Origin of the sequence: Paenibacillus sp. CFBP13512 (genome assembly GCF_005233705.1) — a bacterium.
In the GTDB taxonomy this organism is placed as follows: domain Bacteria; phylum Bacillota; class Bacilli; order Paenibacillales; family Paenibacillaceae; genus Saccharibacillus; species Saccharibacillus nuruki.
Genome location: NZ_QGAD01000006.1, coordinates 86,511 through 102,927, shown reverse-complemented (window position 1 = coordinate 102,927; position 16,417 = coordinate 86,511). Strand labels below are relative to the sequence as shown.

Genomic DNA, 16,417 nt, shown 5'->3' with positions numbered 1-16,417 from the left:
TAACCGTCAAACACACATATGTTTATGTTAACGTATATTCAGATTATCCGTAAAGCAGCAATAAGAGCGGCAGTATGATTCGGAGCAAGATTAGTATAATATGATGAAGAAAATAAAATTTGAAATGATGAGATGAGCATACGTACTCATTTTATATAGAACATAAAGATGGATTTCAAGGAGGAATATGGATGAGTCAAGAACAAATGGAACGATTAACCACACTATTGCCCGATTGGTTAGAGACCAGCCGTTTGCATACCAGTCAGGGGAAAGTAGCTTCTTATATTCCAGAGCTTGCCAAGTCTTCGCAAGATGCACTGGGTATTTTTATTGCCGATTCGCAAGGGAAAGTAATCTCGGCAGGCGATTGCGGGATTCCTTTTACCATGCAAAGTATATCCAAAGTATTCACTTTAATACTTGCATTGATGGATCATGGAGAAGAAGCGGTATTCTTTAATGTAGGTAAAGAGCCGACAGGCGATGATTTCGATTCGATGATTAAGTTAGAATTAGTAGAGCCGGGAATCCCGTTCAATCCGCTTATTAATGCAGGAGCGATCACAGTATCGTCACTGATATCTGGTGAGAATCCACAGGAGAAGTCAGAACGGGTACTGCAATTTTTCCGTAAGCTCGCAGCGAATGACAAAATCGATTACAATCTGGCAGTCTACGAATCAGAAACAGAATCCGGTCACTTGAATCGTTCACTGGCTTATTTCCTCAAGCAAAATGGTATTATTAAAGATCCGGTTGATGACGTACTTGAAGTGTATTTCCGTCATTGTTCGATTGAAGTCAATTGTGCCGATCTTGCCCGTATGGCATTGGTACTTGCTTTTGACGGTGTAGATCCTTGTTCTGGAGAAGAATTGATTCCACGTCGTTATGTACAGATTGCCAAAACATTTATGATTACTTGCGGTATGTACAATGCTTCTGGTGAATTTGCTATTGATGTGGGTCTGCCTGCTAAAAGTGGAGTGTCGGGTGGAATCCTGACGATGGTTCCCGGACAGTATGGCATCGGATTAGTAGGGCCTTCGCTAAATAAAAGAGGAAATAGTATTGCAGGTGTGCATCTATTAGAACGGTTATCCAAAGAGTTCGATTGGAGCTTATTTTAAGTTGCTACTAAAATAATCGTTTAACTTAAAACGTCTACATTCCCTAAAAACAGAGGAATTTAGACGTTTTTTTGTGATAAGTGTTGACAAATGATAATGATTATCAGTATCTTTAAACATATGCAATAATTGTATTTATCATAACTACTATAAATGAAACAATAGATTTCGATGTAGAAAGAGGCTTGCTTATGACTCGCAGCAATGTTGTGAAAGGCAGACAGACCTCACCTAAAGAGCAGATATGGTCGCGTCCTTACACAGCAATTTCGATCATCGTTGGTGGGCTTGTCCTGTTGATATTAGGTTGTGCGTTTTCAATCGCTAAAGGCAGTAAAGATATTCCGCTTGAAGAAGTCTGGCAAGCCTTAGTAGCGTTCAATCCTTTGAATAGTGATCATCAGATTATATGGGAACTTCGCTTACCACGCACGATTGCAGGTGCTCTGGTCGGAGCGGCTTTTGCTGTATCTGGCGCATTGATGCAAGGGATGACACGTAATCCGATCGCAGACCCGGGATTGCTCGGGGTTAATGCAGGAGCCGGATTTGTACTGGCATTATGTTTTGCTTTTTTTCCAGGGTTATCATTTAATCAGTTAATTTTATTTTCTTTTGTTGGAGCAGCTGTTGGTGTAGGTCTGGTCTATGGTATTGGTTCGCTTGCCAAAGGTGGGCTAAGTCCGGTACGACTTGCTTTAGCAGGTTCAGCTGTCGCTGCACTATTAGTCGCTTTGTCAGAAGGAATTGCATTGTATTTTCGAATCTCACAAGATCTAGCTTTCTGGTATGCAGGCGGTGTAGCAGGCGTAACATGGGCGCAAATTGATATATTGTGGCCGTGGATCGTGCTTGCACTGATTGGTTCTTTACTTCTTTCTCGTTCGATAACGATTCTCAGTCTGGGTGATGATGTCGCTTCTGGATTAGGTCAACGTACTGCATTAGTACGCTTAGGCGCTGTACTAGCTGTGATGGTGTTGGCTGGAGCTTCGGTATCCACGGTAGGGGCTGTAGGTTTTCTCGGTCTTATGATTCCTCATGCGGCGCGTGCGATGGTAGGCGTCGATTATAAATGGGTGATTCCGACTTCTGCGATTCTAGGTGCATTGTTAATGGTTGTTGCCGATACCGTAGGACGACTGAGTAATCCCCCTCACGAAACACCAGTTAGTGCGCTGATCGCTTTGATTGGTGTTCCTTATTTCTTCTATATTATTCGGAAGAAAGTGAGGGATAATCTGTGAATCAAGTGATGTTTCACCGTAAACGTACGATACGTACAACGATTACATTAATTGTTTTAGCACTAATCGCTTTTGGCGTATTGTTGCTAAGTATGAATACAGGGTTTAGCAAAATGTCACCGATGGAAGTGTTACGTACTTTGTTTGGAGGCGGAACGCCGAAGCAACATTTGATTTTATTTGAATTTCGGTTACCCCGTATTGTGATTGCTTTGTTAGTCGGCATTGGGCTAGCGATAGCAGGAGCGATTCTGCAAGGGGTATCTCGTAATGGATTAGCGGATCCCGGTATTCTGGGCATTAACTCGGGAGCAGGCTTAGCAGTGGTGTTATTTGTCATTACGAATCCACAACGAGAATCGACTTCACCGATGTTATTGCCTTTTCTAGCTTTGATTGGTGCTTTTGGAGCCGCTATTATTATTTATCTTATGGCATACAAACGTCATAAAGGCATATCCTCTTCACGTCTTGTACTATCCGGTATAGCACTTGCCGCAGGAGTCAATGCCTTAATGATTGTTATGACGATTCGACTTGATCCGAATGAATTTAACTTTATCGCCACATGGCAAGCAGGAAGTATATGGGGCAGTAGCTGGAAATTCGTGATCGCTTTGTTACCGTGGTTAATCGTACTGATTCCTATTGCTTTGTGGAAAGCCAGACAACTGGATGTCTTCTCATTAGGCGATGAGACAGCCACAGGCTTAGGTTCTCAGCTTAATATGCAGCGGCTCGTCCTATTAGTGGTTGCTGTGGCGATTAGTGCAGCTTGTGTGGCTGTAAGTGGAGGGATAGGATTTATCGGTCTACTTGGGCCGCATATTGCTCGTCGTCTGGTTGGCCCTCGCTATGAGCATGTTATTCCTGTATCGGCTCTTATCGGTGCAGTCTTATTACTTACCGCCGATATGATTGGCCGATCGATCTTGCAAAATGCTGAAATTCCAGCAGGGGTTATGGTTGCGATTATTGGAGCACCTTACTTCTTATATTTATTAGCTCGTTCCAAAGCATAATGATCTACACGTTATAACTCTAAATAATGCTATGAAATATAAAGTTGTGTTGTTACTTGCTGATCCTAATCAATTCAATAAAAGATTGAAAATATAGAGTGGAGTCAGGTGTCTAGCACATCGGGTTCACTGAAAAGGGTGGATAAACCATGGTTCGTTTGATGACGTCTAAGCTTGATATTGCATATGAAGATCGGTTGATTGTCGAAGACTTGAGTGTACAGATTCCTCAAGGACAGATTACAGCATTAGTCGGAGCCAATGGTTCAGGTAAATCAACGATACTCAAAACGATGGCACGCATTATGCAACCCAAATCGGGAGCTGTATTATTGGACGGCAAATCGATCCACAAACAATCTACCCGTGAAATAGCGAAGCAGTTAGCGATTTTGCCTCAGAACCCGACAGCGCCTGAAGGATTAACGGTAACGGAATTGGTATCCTATGGACGTTTCCCTTATCAAAAAGGATTCGGTTCGATGAAAGCAGAAGATAAAGCGATGGTCGAATGGGCAATTGAAGCAACAGGGATGGTTGATTTCTACGATCGTCCGATTGATCAGTTATCCGGTGGTCAGCGTCAACGTGCTTGGATTGCGATGGCACTAGCGCAGGATACCGAGATCTTATTTTTGGATGAACCGACTACATTTCTAGATATGGCGCATCAATTGGAAGTTCTTCAATTGTTGGAAAAATTAAATGCGGATTCTCAACGTACCATTGTGATGGTGGTGCATGATCTTAATCATGCTTCTCGTTATGCACATCATATGATTGCGATTAAGAACGGTAAAGCGGTAGCTGAAGGAACACCCGTTGAAGTCGTTTCTTGTGATGTACTGCGTAACGTATTCGGAATCGAAGCTGATATTGTGACTGATCCTCGTAGCGGGGTGCCTTTGTGTCTTCCTTATGCACTGGAAGGTCATGTGGCTGAAGCGGTACAGCAAGAACAACAAGTGAGTGAAGTTCGCCATCAACATGCTATGCGTATGGCACATAACTAATATTAATAATAGTAGGTATACCCAATCGGTAGTTTTCTTCTTTGACAGGAGAGAACTACCGATTTTTTGATGCAAATTAAAAAAGCAAAATCATCTATATCTGATTTTGCTTTTGGAATAGAAGGTTATACAAAAGGACTTTAAAGACAAAAATTGATAATCTGTTTAAGGCCACAACTGCTGATGTGTCCATTGACCCTCATAAAGAATATATTGATACCTTGTGTGTTTGCGATCAGGGTCGGCTTGCCAAAACTCGATTTCTTGAGCATGTACAGCGAATAGTCGCCAATTAGGAGTTACAATATCAGGATCACGATGAATCTTTTCTTCTTGCATCCCAATAGATTGTTCTAATTGTTCTTGATTCTCCAGCGGTTGGCTTTGACGTTCGGTCATAGCCACAGCGCGAGCAATGGTTGATCGTCTTCTCAAATCAATGGCTCCTGCTTCTAGACCTTGATCTTCAGCGATACCTCTAATCCGAATCTGTCTACCTAACTCAGGCCAATAGAACGTAAGAGCTACCTTTGGATTATGTTGTATATGTTGACCTTTTTGACTTTCCAATCCGGTTGCAAAATAAAAAGATTCTTCTGTAGCTTCTTTGAGAATCAATACTCGTGCATCGGGAAACCCATGATGATCTACTGTTGAAATTGTCATTGCATGAGGTTCTTTAACTTTCATTTCGATCGCTAATTTCATCCAATCTAAGAAGAGTTCAGTCGGATTCTCCGGTAATGATTGAGTATCCCAGGTAGGGAAAGGGCCAGATAAAGCTTTCAAACCACGCAAGATATTGCTTGATTGTGTACTCATTTTACCAACCACCTTTATATAATTTGTTCTCACTATAACATAACCAATGTATAGTCAATAAACGCGTTGATCAAAGATGTTATACAAGAAACATATGTTTATATAACTTTGTGAAAATATGAACAAATTGCGAACTTCTCTCAAACCCCTTGCAATGTGATAAAAATCACAATATAATAGCAATACAAGGTGAATTAATTCACAAATAAAATAAATCAAAAAAGACTATATTAAAAAATAGAAGAGCCAACAAGAAGATGGACACCATAGAGAAACCACACACTTCTCTTGCACCTACATCTTAATTCACCTGAATTTTACTTGTCGGACATTCAGCATAGACCATACAACTTTGGATAAGAACCATTTACATGATAAAAAATAAAGAATTATCAGGAGGAAGAAACCATGAAAGTAGCTGTTATAGGATGTACTCACGCAGGAACTGCCGCTGTTGTTAATACCGCTAAATTGTACCCGGATGCTGAAATCACTGTATATGAACGTAACGATAATATTTCATTCTTATCTTGCGGGATCGCGTTATATGTAGGTGGAGTAGTAAATGATCCAGACGGATTGTTCTACTCTTCTCCAGATCAATTAGCTGATCTAGGTGTAACCACTAAAATGTTGCATGAAGTGACAGCGATCGATACGGATAACAAAACATTACAAGCTCGTGATCTGACTACAGGTATTGAACTTACAGATACGTATGACAAATTGATTATGACAACGGGTTCTTGGCCGATCGTTCCTAAATTTGAAGGTATTGAACTGGATAACATTTTACTTTGCAAAAACTACAATCACTCCAATACGATTATTGAAAAAGCGCAACATGCTAATAATATCGTTGTTGTAGGCGCAGGTTATATCGGTGTTGAACTGGTAGAAGCATTCCAAATGAATGGTAAACAAGTGACATTGATCGATGCTGAAGATCGCATTTTGAACAAATATCTAGATCCTGAATTTACATCTCGTACCGAAGAATCACTGCAAGAACATGGCATCGAATTAGCGTTATCAGAGAAAGTGGTAAAATTCACAGGTGAAAATGGTAAAGTCACAACCGTAGTTACTGACAAAGCGACCCACAAAGCAGATATGGTCATCTTGTGTATCGGTTTCCGTCCAAATACTGAATTGCTTAAAGGACAAGTCGATATGTTAGTTAACGGTGCTATCCTTGTAGATAAATATATGCAAACCAGTAAAAAAGATGTGTTCGCTGCTGGAGATAGCTGTGCTATTTTCTACAACCCAACAGGTAAACATGCTTATATTCCTTTAGCTACTAATGCAGTTCGTATGGGTACACTGGTTGCTCGTAACCTTGTTCAACCTACGAATGAATATATGGGTACACAAGGAACATCCGGTATCAAAATCTATGAAGATAATATTGCAGGAACAGGTATGACCGAAACAGCTGCTCGTGAAGCAGGATTAAATGTAGAAACAAGCACCATGCATGATCATTACCGTCCAGAATTTATGCCGACACATGAGACGGTAACCTTGAAAGTCGTGTACGAAAAAGAAACACGTCGCATCTTAGGCGCACAATTGATGTCTAAAGTCGACTTAACTCAATCGATCAATACCATCTCGGTCTGTATCCAAAATCAAATGACAGTGGATCAATTAGCCTTTATCGACTTCTTTTTCCAACCACATTACAACAAACCTTGGAACTATTTGAATACGGTAGGTTTGCAAGCATTAGCACCTATCCAGACCCAACAAGAAGTTCACGCTTAATCGGGTTTGAAATAAGTCATTTTATATCATCGTAAGCTCCTATTAGATATTGATTAAAGTTCTACCCCTAACAAAGCCTGTACAGTTCCCCCACTGTACAGGCTTTTGTGCTTAATTTCACAAATTCTTTTCCAAAGTGATATTTGTTACTTTTTTCACAAAGTAATTGTATTAAAATTGAAATATGCAAAGGTAATTTAATTATACGGAAATAGATGCTTATAAGGGGGATGCAACACAATGGCTTATTACAAACCACAACAGATTGCAATGAATACGATTGAGACGGGAATCATCAAAGCCAAGTCGACATGGATACAGATGCTTGTACTCGGGTTTTTAGGTGGAGCTTTTATTGCGCTAGGATTTTTATTAGATATTCGAGTGATTGCGAATACACCGGAAGCCTGGGGAAGCTTTGCTAACTTTATCGGAGCGGCATTGTTCCCTGTGGGACTGATTCTTGTACTGGTTGCAGGTGGAGAACTGTTAACTGGTAATATGATGGCTGTCCCGTTAGCGCGGATGGCGAAGCGGATCAGTACCCTTGAAGTAGCACGTAATCTACTTGCGATTACGGTAGCGAATCTATTAGGCGCTTTATTCGTCGCTTACTTCTTCGGTCATGTGGTGGGATTAACAGAAACTGGTCCTTATTTGACCAAAACAGTAGAAATGGCAGGGCATAAGTTAGAAGGAAGCTTTGCCCAGATGTTTTTATCCGGGATTGGATGTAACTGGTTGGTAGCTCTAGCGGTCTGGTTATCGTATAGTGCCGACAGTATTAGTGGTAAAATACTCGGAATCTGGTTCCCGACCATGGCATTTGTTGCTATCGGATTTCAGCACGTTGTCGCTAATATGTTTTTGATTCCAGCAGCGATCTTTGCAGGGTATTATTCATGGGATATGTATCTGATGAACTTTATTCCGGTATGGCTCGGTAATCTCACAGGTGGAGCTGTATTTGTAGCAGGGATTTATTTCACAGCCTATATCAAAAAAGATCATCAACTGACACCAGCCAATTCTGGACATACTCAGCATCATGAACCTACAGTCTCAACGATGCCAGCGGTATCGGCTACAGCAACATTACCGTTGCAACATAGCGATCAAGCTCATTAATCGCAAGCAGGTGTAGAAAAAAAGATCTTCATGTTGATGAAGGTCTTTTTTTGCGTTATAGAGGAAGCTAATGATCTTCTTGTAACATCATACAGTCAAAATAGTATACTTATTAAATAATCATGACGATATCTTAATTATCTCTGAAAGAGTAGGTGATTTCTGTGCATATTCAAGAACTATCTGTAGACGATCATATACCACAGATCAAACCATTTATGGATCAATTTAATAGTAATCAAGAGTTGGCTCTTCCGCCGTATGATCGTGTGCATTTTTCGCTAGCCGCTTATGAAGGTGAGCAATATATTGGTGGAGTCGTTGGCTCGATGGTCTGGGGATTGTTATATATTCAATTACTTGCTGTCGATCATGTATACAGAGGCAAAGGGATTGGAGCAGACTTGTTACAAGCGATCGAAGATCAAGCTAGGCAGCAGGGAGCCAAAGTGAGTGAATTAACGACAATGAGCTGGCAAGCGCCTCAATTTTATATGAAGTACGGGTATACTATTTTTGGCGAAATTCATGATATTCCGATCGAAGGACAGACCAAGTATTATATGAAAAAAAATCTACTCTCTTCGACACAAAGTTAAGTTTGTCTTTATTGGATATAGATGAAGCTTAAGAGGTCATCTATAAACGTATAGAAAAACGGATATACGCTAGGTTTGATGCTGGATATCACCTGATGATTTGCAAATATAGTAAGCTATTTTTGGCGGTATGCTTTATGATAAAGTAGAGACCATATGCATCATGAACTACCCATTATAAAGGTACGGAAAATAGAGGTGTTGGACTATGTCTGATAAAGATTTAAACGAATGGACTGAAAACGAAAAAAATTTACAAGCAGAGATCGAACGATTACAGCTTCTGGCAGACGAGCGTCTGGAAGCTAAAGTGAAAGCAGAAAAAGCAGACGAGAATAAGTCTTCCTTTATTGCTATGCTTAGTCATGAGATTCGAACACCTATGAATGGTATTATCACAATGGCGGATTTATTACAGCAGACTTCACTTGATGAAGAGCAGACACGATATAACGAGATTATTCAATCCAGTAGTGAAGCTTTAATGACACTTGTCGATAATTTGCTAGATATCAGTAAAATGGAAGCCGGTAAAATGTCTTTAGAACAATATCCGTTTGATCTGATCAATACGATTGAAGATTTGGCGTATGTGTTATCCCCTACAGCTTTTGAGAAAAAAGTACAGGTGATACTCGATGTAGAGACTGATATTCCTTTATTTGTGATCGGCGATGCGTTAAAGGTTCGACAGATTTTTATGAATATTTTGCAGAATGCGATTAAATTCACACACTCTGGCGAAATTTTAATTTCTTTGTTCTTATTGTCTACCGTCAAAGAAGAAGATATCCATGTCAAAATCGTCCTTAGAGATACAGGCATCGGGATGTCGGAAAAGCAACTCGGGGTTATTTTTGACAGTTATGCTCAAGGTCATAGCAATCAGAAGCATCATTATGGAGGAACAGGACTCGGACTCGCAATCACCAAAAGTCTTGTAGAACTAATGGGCGGACAAGTCTATGTAAAGAGTGAGCTGGGTGTAGGGACTGAATTTAGCGTCGAGATTCGATTTGATAAATATACAGACTTACCGTCTATTCCTTTTGAAAAAAATATCTTAGCTAATATCAATATTATGGTGCTAGACAGCAATCTGACGAGCTTAGAGTTAATGACGAATACACTTCAAGGATGGGGAGCACGGGTCGCTACGTCTTTGAATATGGATGATTCATTTATTGATAATATTTCAAGACATTCGTATGATATCTGCTTAATCGATCATCAGACGATTGATTTTAAAAAGTGGGATTTGGAATTGGATTATTTGAAAAAGCAGCGTATGTTGCTAATGGTTCCTTTGGGGAATAAGATTGATGAAGATTTCAAAGGCAGATTCGAGACGGTGATCACCAAACCAATTCGCAAACTTCATTTGCTTAACAGTATTCTGGCATTACAAAAAATCAAAAAACATTAATGATGACATATCTACATCGCATGAGTAAACATAAGCGATCATTATACATAAAAGGCACTTTGGAGGATAACCCCCAAAGTGCCTTTTACGTTATAACATTGATTAAAGATAAGATCTAGCGTGTAGAAAAACTAGATTACATTGATTTAGTTAGTGTGATTTCACCAGTAGATTTATTCCATTTAACATCCCAACCCAATAATTCAGTGATAGAGCGTAAAGGAACCATTGTTCTACCGTTGCTATCTACCATAGATACAGCTTCGATTTTTTGAGTTTTACCGTTCACATCAACAGTGTTTTTACCAACCCAGAATTTCATTGTATCTTTACCAGCCATAACAGTTACTTGACCCGCAGCTTTGTTCCAAGCTACTTTAGCGCCAATACCTTCTGCAAGGTAACGCAATGGAATATAAGTTGTTCCATTTTTCACCATAGGCATAGTGTCCATCATTGTCATTTTGTCGCCAACTTTAAGTTGTTTGCTGTTTAATTTCATCCATACTTTCATCATAGAAGCATCAGCAGGTTTTGCTGGCATTGGAGCCGCAGCAGCCATTTTGAACTTAGCAGGGTATTGTTTTACAATTGCGCCACCCAAAGCTTCGCCGATACCGAACATTGTTTTGAATCCTTCACGATCTGCTTTGTATGCAGCTTCGTATTTTTTAGCAGCATAGTTGTCGATAACCATTTGTACTTGATCTTCATGAGCAACTAATGCTTTTTTAGCAGCAGCAGCTGGCAAGTTGTTTGCTGTTGCAGCACCTAAGAATGTAGAGAATTCAGTTGTGAAATCAGTGATACGATCTTTTACAGCTTGTAGAGACGTTTTGTCTCCTTTTTTCAATGCTGTTACATAATCGCTTTGTGCTTTGATATGGTTGGTAACCCAGATTTTTTCGAACTGGTTACCACCTTCAGCGCCATAGATGGAAGTGATTGCTTTTTTGAATGCTGCTGTGTTTCCAGCTTCTGCTTTGATCAATGCTGCAGAATCTTTGCTATCGCCATCATATTGTTTTTGCATTTGCAATACAGATAATGCAAAGTGTTCTGCTGCTAATTGGTTTAGTGCAGAGCGAAGGTCAGCTGCTGGAGTATCTACAGAACCATTGTTGAATTTAGCAGGGTTTTGAGCAACGATTGCTCCTGATAGCGCTTTACTTACAGTGAACATAGTAGCGAAACCTTCACGATATTCAGCATAAGCACCTGTGTAATCGCCAGCTACATATTTTTCAAATACGTCTTGTACTTGATCTTCATGTAGACGAAGAGCTTGAGCTGCTGCTTTTTGTGGCAATTTACCTTCTGTAGCTGTTGCAAGGAATTTAGAGAATTCATCTACGAAGCTTTGTACTTGAGCTTCTGCTTTTTTGATTGCTGCTTTATTATCCATCTTAGTTGCTTTAACCAAGTTGTCTGTGTATTTGTTGTGAGCACGGAAGATTCTTTCAAATTCAGCCGCGCCTGCTTTACCGTAGATCGCTTCGATAGCAGGTTGCATATCTAGTGCATTTTGATCAAGTGCATCATAAGCTTGTTTAGCATCAGGTGCACCTTCGTATGCTTTAGTCATAGCTACAACAGCTAATGCGAAATGCTCGGAAAGTAAGTAATCTAATCCTGAACGAAGGTCAGCCGCTTTGGTGCTTACTGTAGGAGTCGCTGTTGCTGGTGTTGCCGCGAATGCTCCTGCTGCTGGAAGAAGTAAAGAAAGGCTTAATGCAGGTACGATTAGTTTTTGAATTTTCATAAGTAAGCTCCCTTTGTGTTTACATTTTTTGGTGAAGCATTGTTGCTGTCCATACACAGATGAACGAAAGATATTTGTTTTTGGATCACTTTATTTATTTTTTAATTTTAAAAATGAGGCTGCAATGAAGTAATAGAAGGATGAATAATGCGGTATTGTTACTGTTTTCGTAATTGATGTCACTGATCTGTCCTTGCCCGATCACCAGCCCCACTGTATAGAAATAAATGACTTACCTTTTTTCACTTGCATACTCTCGAATAATGTATAAACACATTTCTCAGAAACTAAACTAAGTGGCTTATATAATTTTAAGGAACAACTGATTTGAGTGGAACCAAATAAAAAAAGTGCCCCTATCATAGGGCACTTTGATAATGTAATAGAATATATAAAGCCGAATAAACAAATGAAATCCGCCATAGTGCGGTTCGGGGGAACGAAACCGTAATATGGCGGATTCCGGGAGTGGTCCATGATATAGCAGAAGTGAGAACGAAGGGGACATCATTCTCGCCAATTGCCGTTACTTATTGTTAAACACGGACACATGTATTGAAACAGATGATTTACAAAATTTTTTTAATCTTTACAGCCCGGGAACATTCCTGTTGAAATGGCTATCCGATTCCAATTATTGATCGTGTTAATCGCTACAACAATATCCATATATTGTTTCTCACTAAAGTGTTTTAACACTTCATTGTATACCGTTTGAGGGACTCCTTGAGTTGTGATTTCAGTGACCACTTCGGTCAGATGAAGAACTGCTTTTTCAGCATCTGTATAATACGTACATTCTCGCCATACGCTGATTAGAGCGATTCGTTCTTCCGATTCCCCCATTTTGCGTAAATCGCGTGTATGCATATCGAGACAGAACGCACAGCCATTGATCTGAGAAGCACGAATTTTGATCAATTCATAAAGGATAGGGTCAAGATCCTGTTCTTTGATAAATTTCTCCATTTGCCCCATTAGTGAATAGACTTTCGGGTGTACTTTGTAATAATCCATACGTGTTTGCATGTGTATTCCTCCTAAGATATTGAATAATCGTAAGCTTCATATGAAGCTTATATAGACTAGACCAATGAGGAATACGATTTGTGACAAGCTTAACGAATTTTATCGGGATTGGAGATCATAAAGATCTGATCGACTTGTCCGTGTATATCATATCTGAAAGAATAAATAGCTACAGTGACATGTTCGCGTTGGAGTTGTAGACCCATTTCTCCGTTGATCCATACAATCGACCATTCGCCGGTAAGGGAGCCTTTATTAGCAATGCCATTGAAAAATGAGACCACACGCCTCCGATCCCAAATAGGACGCAATGCCGATTTAACTTTACCCCCGCCATCTGTGTATAGACGGATATCGGATTTTAATAATTCTAATAGATTCGAGAAATTACCTGTTTGCGTAGCTTGCAAAAAAGCATGTGTAAAAGCTAATTTATGCTCGGAAGAGATAGAGTGAGAAGACTGTGCTTCTTGTAATTTGGGTAGCGCACGACTGAGTATTTTGCGACAAGCACTTTCGGATCGATCCAGCCAGACCGCAATATCTCGATAAGGAAAATCAAAAGATTGTCGTAACACAAAAATAGCTCGTTCTATCGGTGTCAATTGATCAAGCATGACCATCACAGCATAACTAATATCATCTTTTAACATCATTGAGGTATCGGCACTTTCTGTTAATAATGCTTCATAGTTCATGTTGGTCGATGAATAGGTATGCTCAATATTAGGTTCAGGCAACCAGACTCCAGGATAATCGATACGCTTAATCCGTGCGGATTCCAGTACATTTAGACTACGATTGACGGTAGATTGAATTAGATAAGCACGAATATTGATCACCTGCTGCTGATTCCAGTCTGTCGTGCTAAGATGGATAAAAAGATCTTGTACAATATCTTCTGCTTCAGTACGCATACCGGTGATTCGATAAGCAACAGCTATGAGTAATGATCGATATTCTACATATAAAGGTTCAATATGGGTTTGGAATAAAGAAGTCATATAAGAATTTATCTCCTTATTAAATATCAGTAATACGATAGGAATTATCGATGCACAGCGTTACATGGTACACTTGCCCGATTTCGACTCTCTATATCATACTAGAAATATTGTGCTTATTCTGCTCGTGATCACCAAGAAAGGAACTTACATCTTATGAATTGGCTTCGATCGTATCCACGCGAAATACAAGTTTTTTTACTCGCTAGTCTAATCAGTGCAGCGGGTGGTTCATTAATGTGGCCACTGACCACACTATATGTATATCAAGAACTCGGTCGCACGATGACCGATGCAGGTTTTGTCGTTCTTTTGCAATCACTGGGTGGTATCGGTGGTCAATTGCTTGGAGGTACATTATACCATCGTTTAGGTGTCAAAAAGTTAATTGTAGGTTCACTGGCATTAAATGCACTTTGTTTATTCGCTTTGCCTTTTGTAAGTCAAAATTGGCATCTGTATATGCTCACTATGGTATTTGTAGGACTATTTAATGCGATGTCTTTACCTTCTATTCAGGCATTTATCGGCTTCCGCTTTGCTGATCGCCGTGGACAATTATTTAATATTGTCTATGTCGCTAACAATATCGGAGTCGCTTTGGGAACAGCTCTTTGCGGGGTGTTGGCAGATATTTCATACCATTTAACCTTTGTGCTTAACGGTGTGAGCTGTGCTTTATTTGCCGGTTTCTTTTTTGTCTATTTGACCAAAATCGGTGAAGGCGAACGTCCTCCTACTGAGCAAGAAGATGTACATAACCCGGGACGACCGCAAGTAAATACAGAAAAACGTCCAGTATGGTTGTTGGCACAAGTGAGAGTCTACTTATATATGGGGATCGGTTCTTTATTTCTATGGTTAGGCAATTCGATCTGGAATACAGGTGTATCTCCATTTATCGTAAGTTCAGGCATGTTGATCAGTTATTATAGTCTACTGTGGACGTTAAACGGTGTATTGATCTTTGCAGGACAGCCATTCGTTAATTTTATCCGCCGCGTTGCTGCACGTACTGCAGAAGCTCAAATGACAGCAAGTGCTCTCTTCTATTTGTTCGGGTATATCGTTATTCTTGGATTTCATAATTATCCTGCGATGATTGTAGCGATGATTCTGATTACATTTGGCGAAATGTTACTATCTCCTGCAATCCCTTCTTATGTTTCGGAAAAAACAGGATTGTACGCTCCATTTTATCTAGGTGTTGCTGGTGGAATCGGTGCAGTAGGGCGTGTTATCGGGCCTTATATTATGGGTGTCTTTTATGATGCTGGTGGACTTCATCCTGTAGCATGGGTAGCTGTGATTGCAGGAATACTTTCTTTAGCGTTTTTTATGATTCATCATTATGCACAAAGAAAAGCAGTATCACTAACGGGTCTTTAAGTCTAATACTTGAGTATAAAATGGATGATATACTATACTCAGAATACAAAGACCAATTATATAAGAGAAGGTGCGTATACATGGCGGTTCAGCCTGTTGATCAGCTAGTCACTCGATTATCGATTATGAATGATGCTCAATATTTAATAGAAATTGATCATTTGGTATGGAATGATAATAACACTCCATGTGTATTGAAATACGGATCACGTCAGCAATACTTGCAAGATCATCCTCCAGGCACTCAACTGGTAGCTATGCTCGGTGAGACCATCTGCGGATATGTTGGTTTTCAATATCCTACCTATGTACCGACTAATCAACATGTATACGATATTCATATTGCAATTCATCCTAACTATCAAGGTAAAGGTGTAGGACGTAAGCTAATCGAATCGATGGGGGACTTTGCACGTTCTCAACAAATTCGTAAATTAACGTTACGTGTTCTATCTACAAATAAAGAAGCCTTTCAGTTCTACAATAAGCTAGGCTTTGTAGAAAACGGAAGGCTTCCTGAAGAGTTCTATATTAACGGGCAATATGTGGACGATATCTTGATGACTTACTGGCTGTAGGAGGTCTGACCATATACACTCTTTGTAATGAGATCGGTCAATTCTTCTTTTTGTGCCCGGTATGTATCCGGTGACAATAATCCTTGCTGGAATCGTTCATTTAACATCTCTGTCATCTGCGCTACCTGTAAGTCGATCACGGCTTGCGGGTTTTTGTTATGTCGACGTGCCGTTTGGGCAAGTGATCTACCTTCATATAAATCTTCATAGACATCCTCATCCGACGAAGCGCCAAGTGTACTTAGGAACGGGTCCTGTTGCTCACTCGTCAACGAAGAACCAGACGCACTCGATGGCGTTTGAGCATTTGCTTCTTCCCCTAGCAACATACTGCTGATCGCAAGTCCTAGAAGCAACGTACTGATCATCGCTTTACGTGAACGGTGGTTTTTTTTCGTTCTTTTCATCATGGATACCTCATTTCATACTATTGTTTACCATTAGAACTTGAGCCTTTACCATGTATGGCTCTGTAACAATCATAAACAGGTTGCC

15 protein-coding genes are annotated in these 16,417 nt (G+C 40.0%); 10 read left to right on the top strand and 5 right to left on the bottom strand.

The window, feature by feature from the left end; genetic code table 11:
* The first annotated feature begins 191 nt into the window (after positions 1–191).
* The 4 genes from glsA (at position 192) to PaeCFBP13512_RS10845 (ending at position 4,415) form a co-directional block, all read left to right on the top strand.
* Positions 192–1,133, top strand: a complete 942-nt coding sequence (gene glsA / locus PaeCFBP13512_RS10860) for a glutaminase A (RefSeq protein WP_069327750.1) — start codon at positions 192–194, stop codon at positions 1,131–1,133.
* A 191-nt stretch (positions 1,134–1,324) separates the two neighbouring features.
* Complete coding sequence (locus tag PaeCFBP13512_RS10855; protein ID WP_069327751.1) at positions 1,325–2,380, top strand: FecCD family ABC transporter permease; 1,056 nt, start codon at positions 1,325–1,327, stop codon at positions 2,378–2,380.
* 8 nt (positions 2,381–2,388) lie between these two features.
* Positions 2,389–3,402: a FecCD family ABC transporter permease gene (locus PaeCFBP13512_RS10850; protein ID WP_069327788.1), complete on the top strand. Its 1,014-nt coding sequence runs from the start codon at positions 2,389–2,391 to the stop codon at positions 3,400–3,402.
* 149 nt (positions 3,403–3,551) lie between these two features.
* Positions 3,552–4,415, top strand: a complete 864-nt coding sequence (locus tag PaeCFBP13512_RS10845; RefSeq protein WP_069327752.1) for an ABC transporter ATP-binding protein — start codon at positions 3,552–3,554, stop codon at positions 4,413–4,415.
* A 165-nt stretch (positions 4,416–4,580) separates the two neighbouring features.
* Here PaeCFBP13512_RS10845 and PaeCFBP13512_RS10840 read toward each other — a convergent pair whose 3' ends face one another.
* Positions 4,581–5,237 carry a pyridoxine/pyridoxamine 5'-phosphate oxidase gene (locus tag PaeCFBP13512_RS10840; protein ID WP_137223022.1) on the bottom strand — a complete coding sequence of 219 codons (657 nt, stop codon included), beginning with the start codon at positions 5,235–5,237 and terminating at the stop codon, positions 4,581–4,583.
* A 408-nt stretch (positions 5,238–5,645) separates the two neighbouring features.
* Here PaeCFBP13512_RS10840 and PaeCFBP13512_RS10835 point away from each other — a divergent pair, with 408 nt between their 5' ends.
* From PaeCFBP13512_RS10835 to PaeCFBP13512_RS10820, 4 genes are all read left to right on the top strand, one after another.
* Positions 5,646–7,007, top strand: a complete 1,362-nt coding sequence (locus PaeCFBP13512_RS10835) for an FAD-dependent oxidoreductase (RefSeq protein WP_137223020.1) — start codon at positions 5,646–5,648, stop codon at positions 7,005–7,007.
* 240 nt (positions 7,008–7,247) lie between these two features.
* Positions 7,248–8,135 (top strand): formate/nitrite transporter family protein, encoded by an 888-nt coding sequence (locus PaeCFBP13512_RS10830; RefSeq protein WP_137223018.1) that lies wholly within the window; start codon positions 7,248–7,250, stop codon positions 8,133–8,135.
* 164 nt (positions 8,136–8,299) lie between these two features.
* Positions 8,300–8,734, top strand: a complete 435-nt coding sequence (locus PaeCFBP13512_RS10825) for a GNAT family N-acetyltransferase (RefSeq protein WP_137223016.1) — start codon at positions 8,300–8,302, stop codon at positions 8,732–8,734.
* Positions 8,735–8,942: 208 nt separating this feature from the next.
* The gene (locus PaeCFBP13512_RS10820) at positions 8,943–10,160 is read left to right on the top strand and encodes a sensor histidine kinase (RefSeq protein ID WP_069327756.1); all 1,218 of its coding nucleotides are present in this window, start codon (positions 8,943–8,945) and stop codon (positions 10,158–10,160) included.
* A 136-nt stretch (positions 10,161–10,296) separates the two neighbouring features.
* On the opposite strand, the gene PaeCFBP13512_RS10815 is transcribed toward PaeCFBP13512_RS10820, so the two are convergent.
* The 3 genes from PaeCFBP13512_RS10815 to PaeCFBP13512_RS10805 form a co-directional block, all read right to left on the bottom strand.
* A complete protein-coding gene (locus PaeCFBP13512_RS10815; RefSeq protein ID WP_069327757.1) occupies positions 10,297–11,922 on the bottom strand; it encodes a copper amine oxidase N-terminal domain-containing protein in 1,626 nt (541 codons plus the stop codon).
* Positions 11,923–12,504: 582 nt separating this feature from the next.
* Positions 12,505–12,951: a carboxymuconolactone decarboxylase family protein gene (locus PaeCFBP13512_RS10810; protein ID WP_137223014.1), complete on the bottom strand. Its 447-nt coding sequence runs from the start codon at positions 12,949–12,951 to the stop codon at positions 12,505–12,507.
* An 89-nt stretch (positions 12,952–13,040) separates the two neighbouring features.
* A complete protein-coding gene (locus PaeCFBP13512_RS10805) occupies positions 13,041–13,955 on the bottom strand; it encodes a sigma-70 family RNA polymerase sigma factor (RefSeq protein WP_069327758.1) in 915 nt (304 codons plus the stop codon).
* Positions 13,956–14,111: 156 nt separating this feature from the next.
* On the opposite strand from PaeCFBP13512_RS10805, the gene PaeCFBP13512_RS10800 reads away from it, so the two are divergent.
* Positions 14,112–15,344: an MFS transporter gene (locus PaeCFBP13512_RS10800; RefSeq protein ID WP_137223012.1), complete on the top strand. Its 1,233-nt coding sequence runs from the start codon at positions 14,112–14,114 to the stop codon at positions 15,342–15,344.
* Between the two features lie 80 nt (positions 15,345–15,424).
* Positions 15,425–15,922 carry a GNAT family N-acetyltransferase gene (locus PaeCFBP13512_RS10795; protein ID WP_069327760.1) on the top strand — a complete coding sequence of 166 codons (498 nt, stop codon included), beginning with the start codon at positions 15,425–15,427 and terminating at the stop codon, positions 15,920–15,922.
* On the opposite strand, the gene PaeCFBP13512_RS10790 is transcribed toward PaeCFBP13512_RS10795, so the two are convergent.
* The gene (locus tag PaeCFBP13512_RS10790) at positions 15,910–16,329 is read right to left on the bottom strand and encodes a hypothetical protein (RefSeq protein ID WP_137223010.1); all 420 of its coding nucleotides are present in this window, start codon (positions 16,327–16,329) and stop codon (positions 15,910–15,912) included. The genes PaeCFBP13512_RS10795 and PaeCFBP13512_RS10790 overlap by 13 nt on opposite strands.
* Between the last annotated feature and the right edge of the window lie 88 nt (positions 16,330–16,417).

Coding starts and splice junctions, on each gene's coding strand:
- PaeCFBP13512_RS10850 (WP_069327788.1), top strand. CDS start 2,389: ATGTTTCACCGTAAACGTACGATACGTACAACGATTACATTAATTGTT.
- PaeCFBP13512_RS10845 (WP_069327752.1), top strand. CDS start 3,552: ATGGTTCGTTTGATGACGTCTAAGCTTGATATTGCATATGAAGATCGG.
- PaeCFBP13512_RS10800 (WP_137223012.1), top strand. CDS start 14,112: ATGAATTGGCTTCGATCGTATCCACGCGAAATACAAGTTTTTTTACTC.
- PaeCFBP13512_RS10805 (WP_069327758.1), bottom strand. CDS start 13,955: ATGACTTCTTTATTCCAAACCCATATTGAACCTTTATATGTAGAATAT.
- PaeCFBP13512_RS10815 (WP_069327757.1), bottom strand. CDS start 11,922: ATGAAAATTCAAAAACTAATCGTACCTGCATTAAGCCTTTCTTTACTT.
- PaeCFBP13512_RS10820 (WP_069327756.1), top strand. CDS start 8,943: ATGTCTGATAAAGATTTAAACGAATGGACTGAAAACGAAAAAAATTTA.
- PaeCFBP13512_RS10795 (WP_069327760.1), top strand. CDS start 15,425: ATGGCGGTTCAGCCTGTTGATCAGCTAGTCACTCGATTATCGATTATG.
- PaeCFBP13512_RS10790 (WP_137223010.1), bottom strand. CDS start 16,329: ATGAAAAGAACGAAAAAAAACCACCGTTCACGTAAAGCGATGATCAGT.
- PaeCFBP13512_RS10840 (WP_137223022.1), bottom strand. CDS start 5,237: ATGAGTACACAATCAAGCAATATCTTGCGTGGTTTGAAAGCTTTATCT.
- PaeCFBP13512_RS10830 (WP_137223018.1), top strand. CDS start 7,248: ATGGCTTATTACAAACCACAACAGATTGCAATGAATACGATTGAGACG.
- PaeCFBP13512_RS10855 (WP_069327751.1), top strand. CDS start 1,325: ATGACTCGCAGCAATGTTGTGAAAGGCAGACAGACCTCACCTAAAGAG.
- glsA (WP_069327750.1), top strand. CDS start 192: ATGAGTCAAGAACAAATGGAACGATTAACCACACTATTGCCCGATTGG.
- PaeCFBP13512_RS10810 (WP_137223014.1), bottom strand. CDS start 12,951: ATGCAAACACGTATGGATTATTACAAAGTACACCCGAAAGTCTATTCA.
- PaeCFBP13512_RS10835 (WP_137223020.1), top strand. CDS start 5,646: ATGAAAGTAGCTGTTATAGGATGTACTCACGCAGGAACTGCCGCTGTT.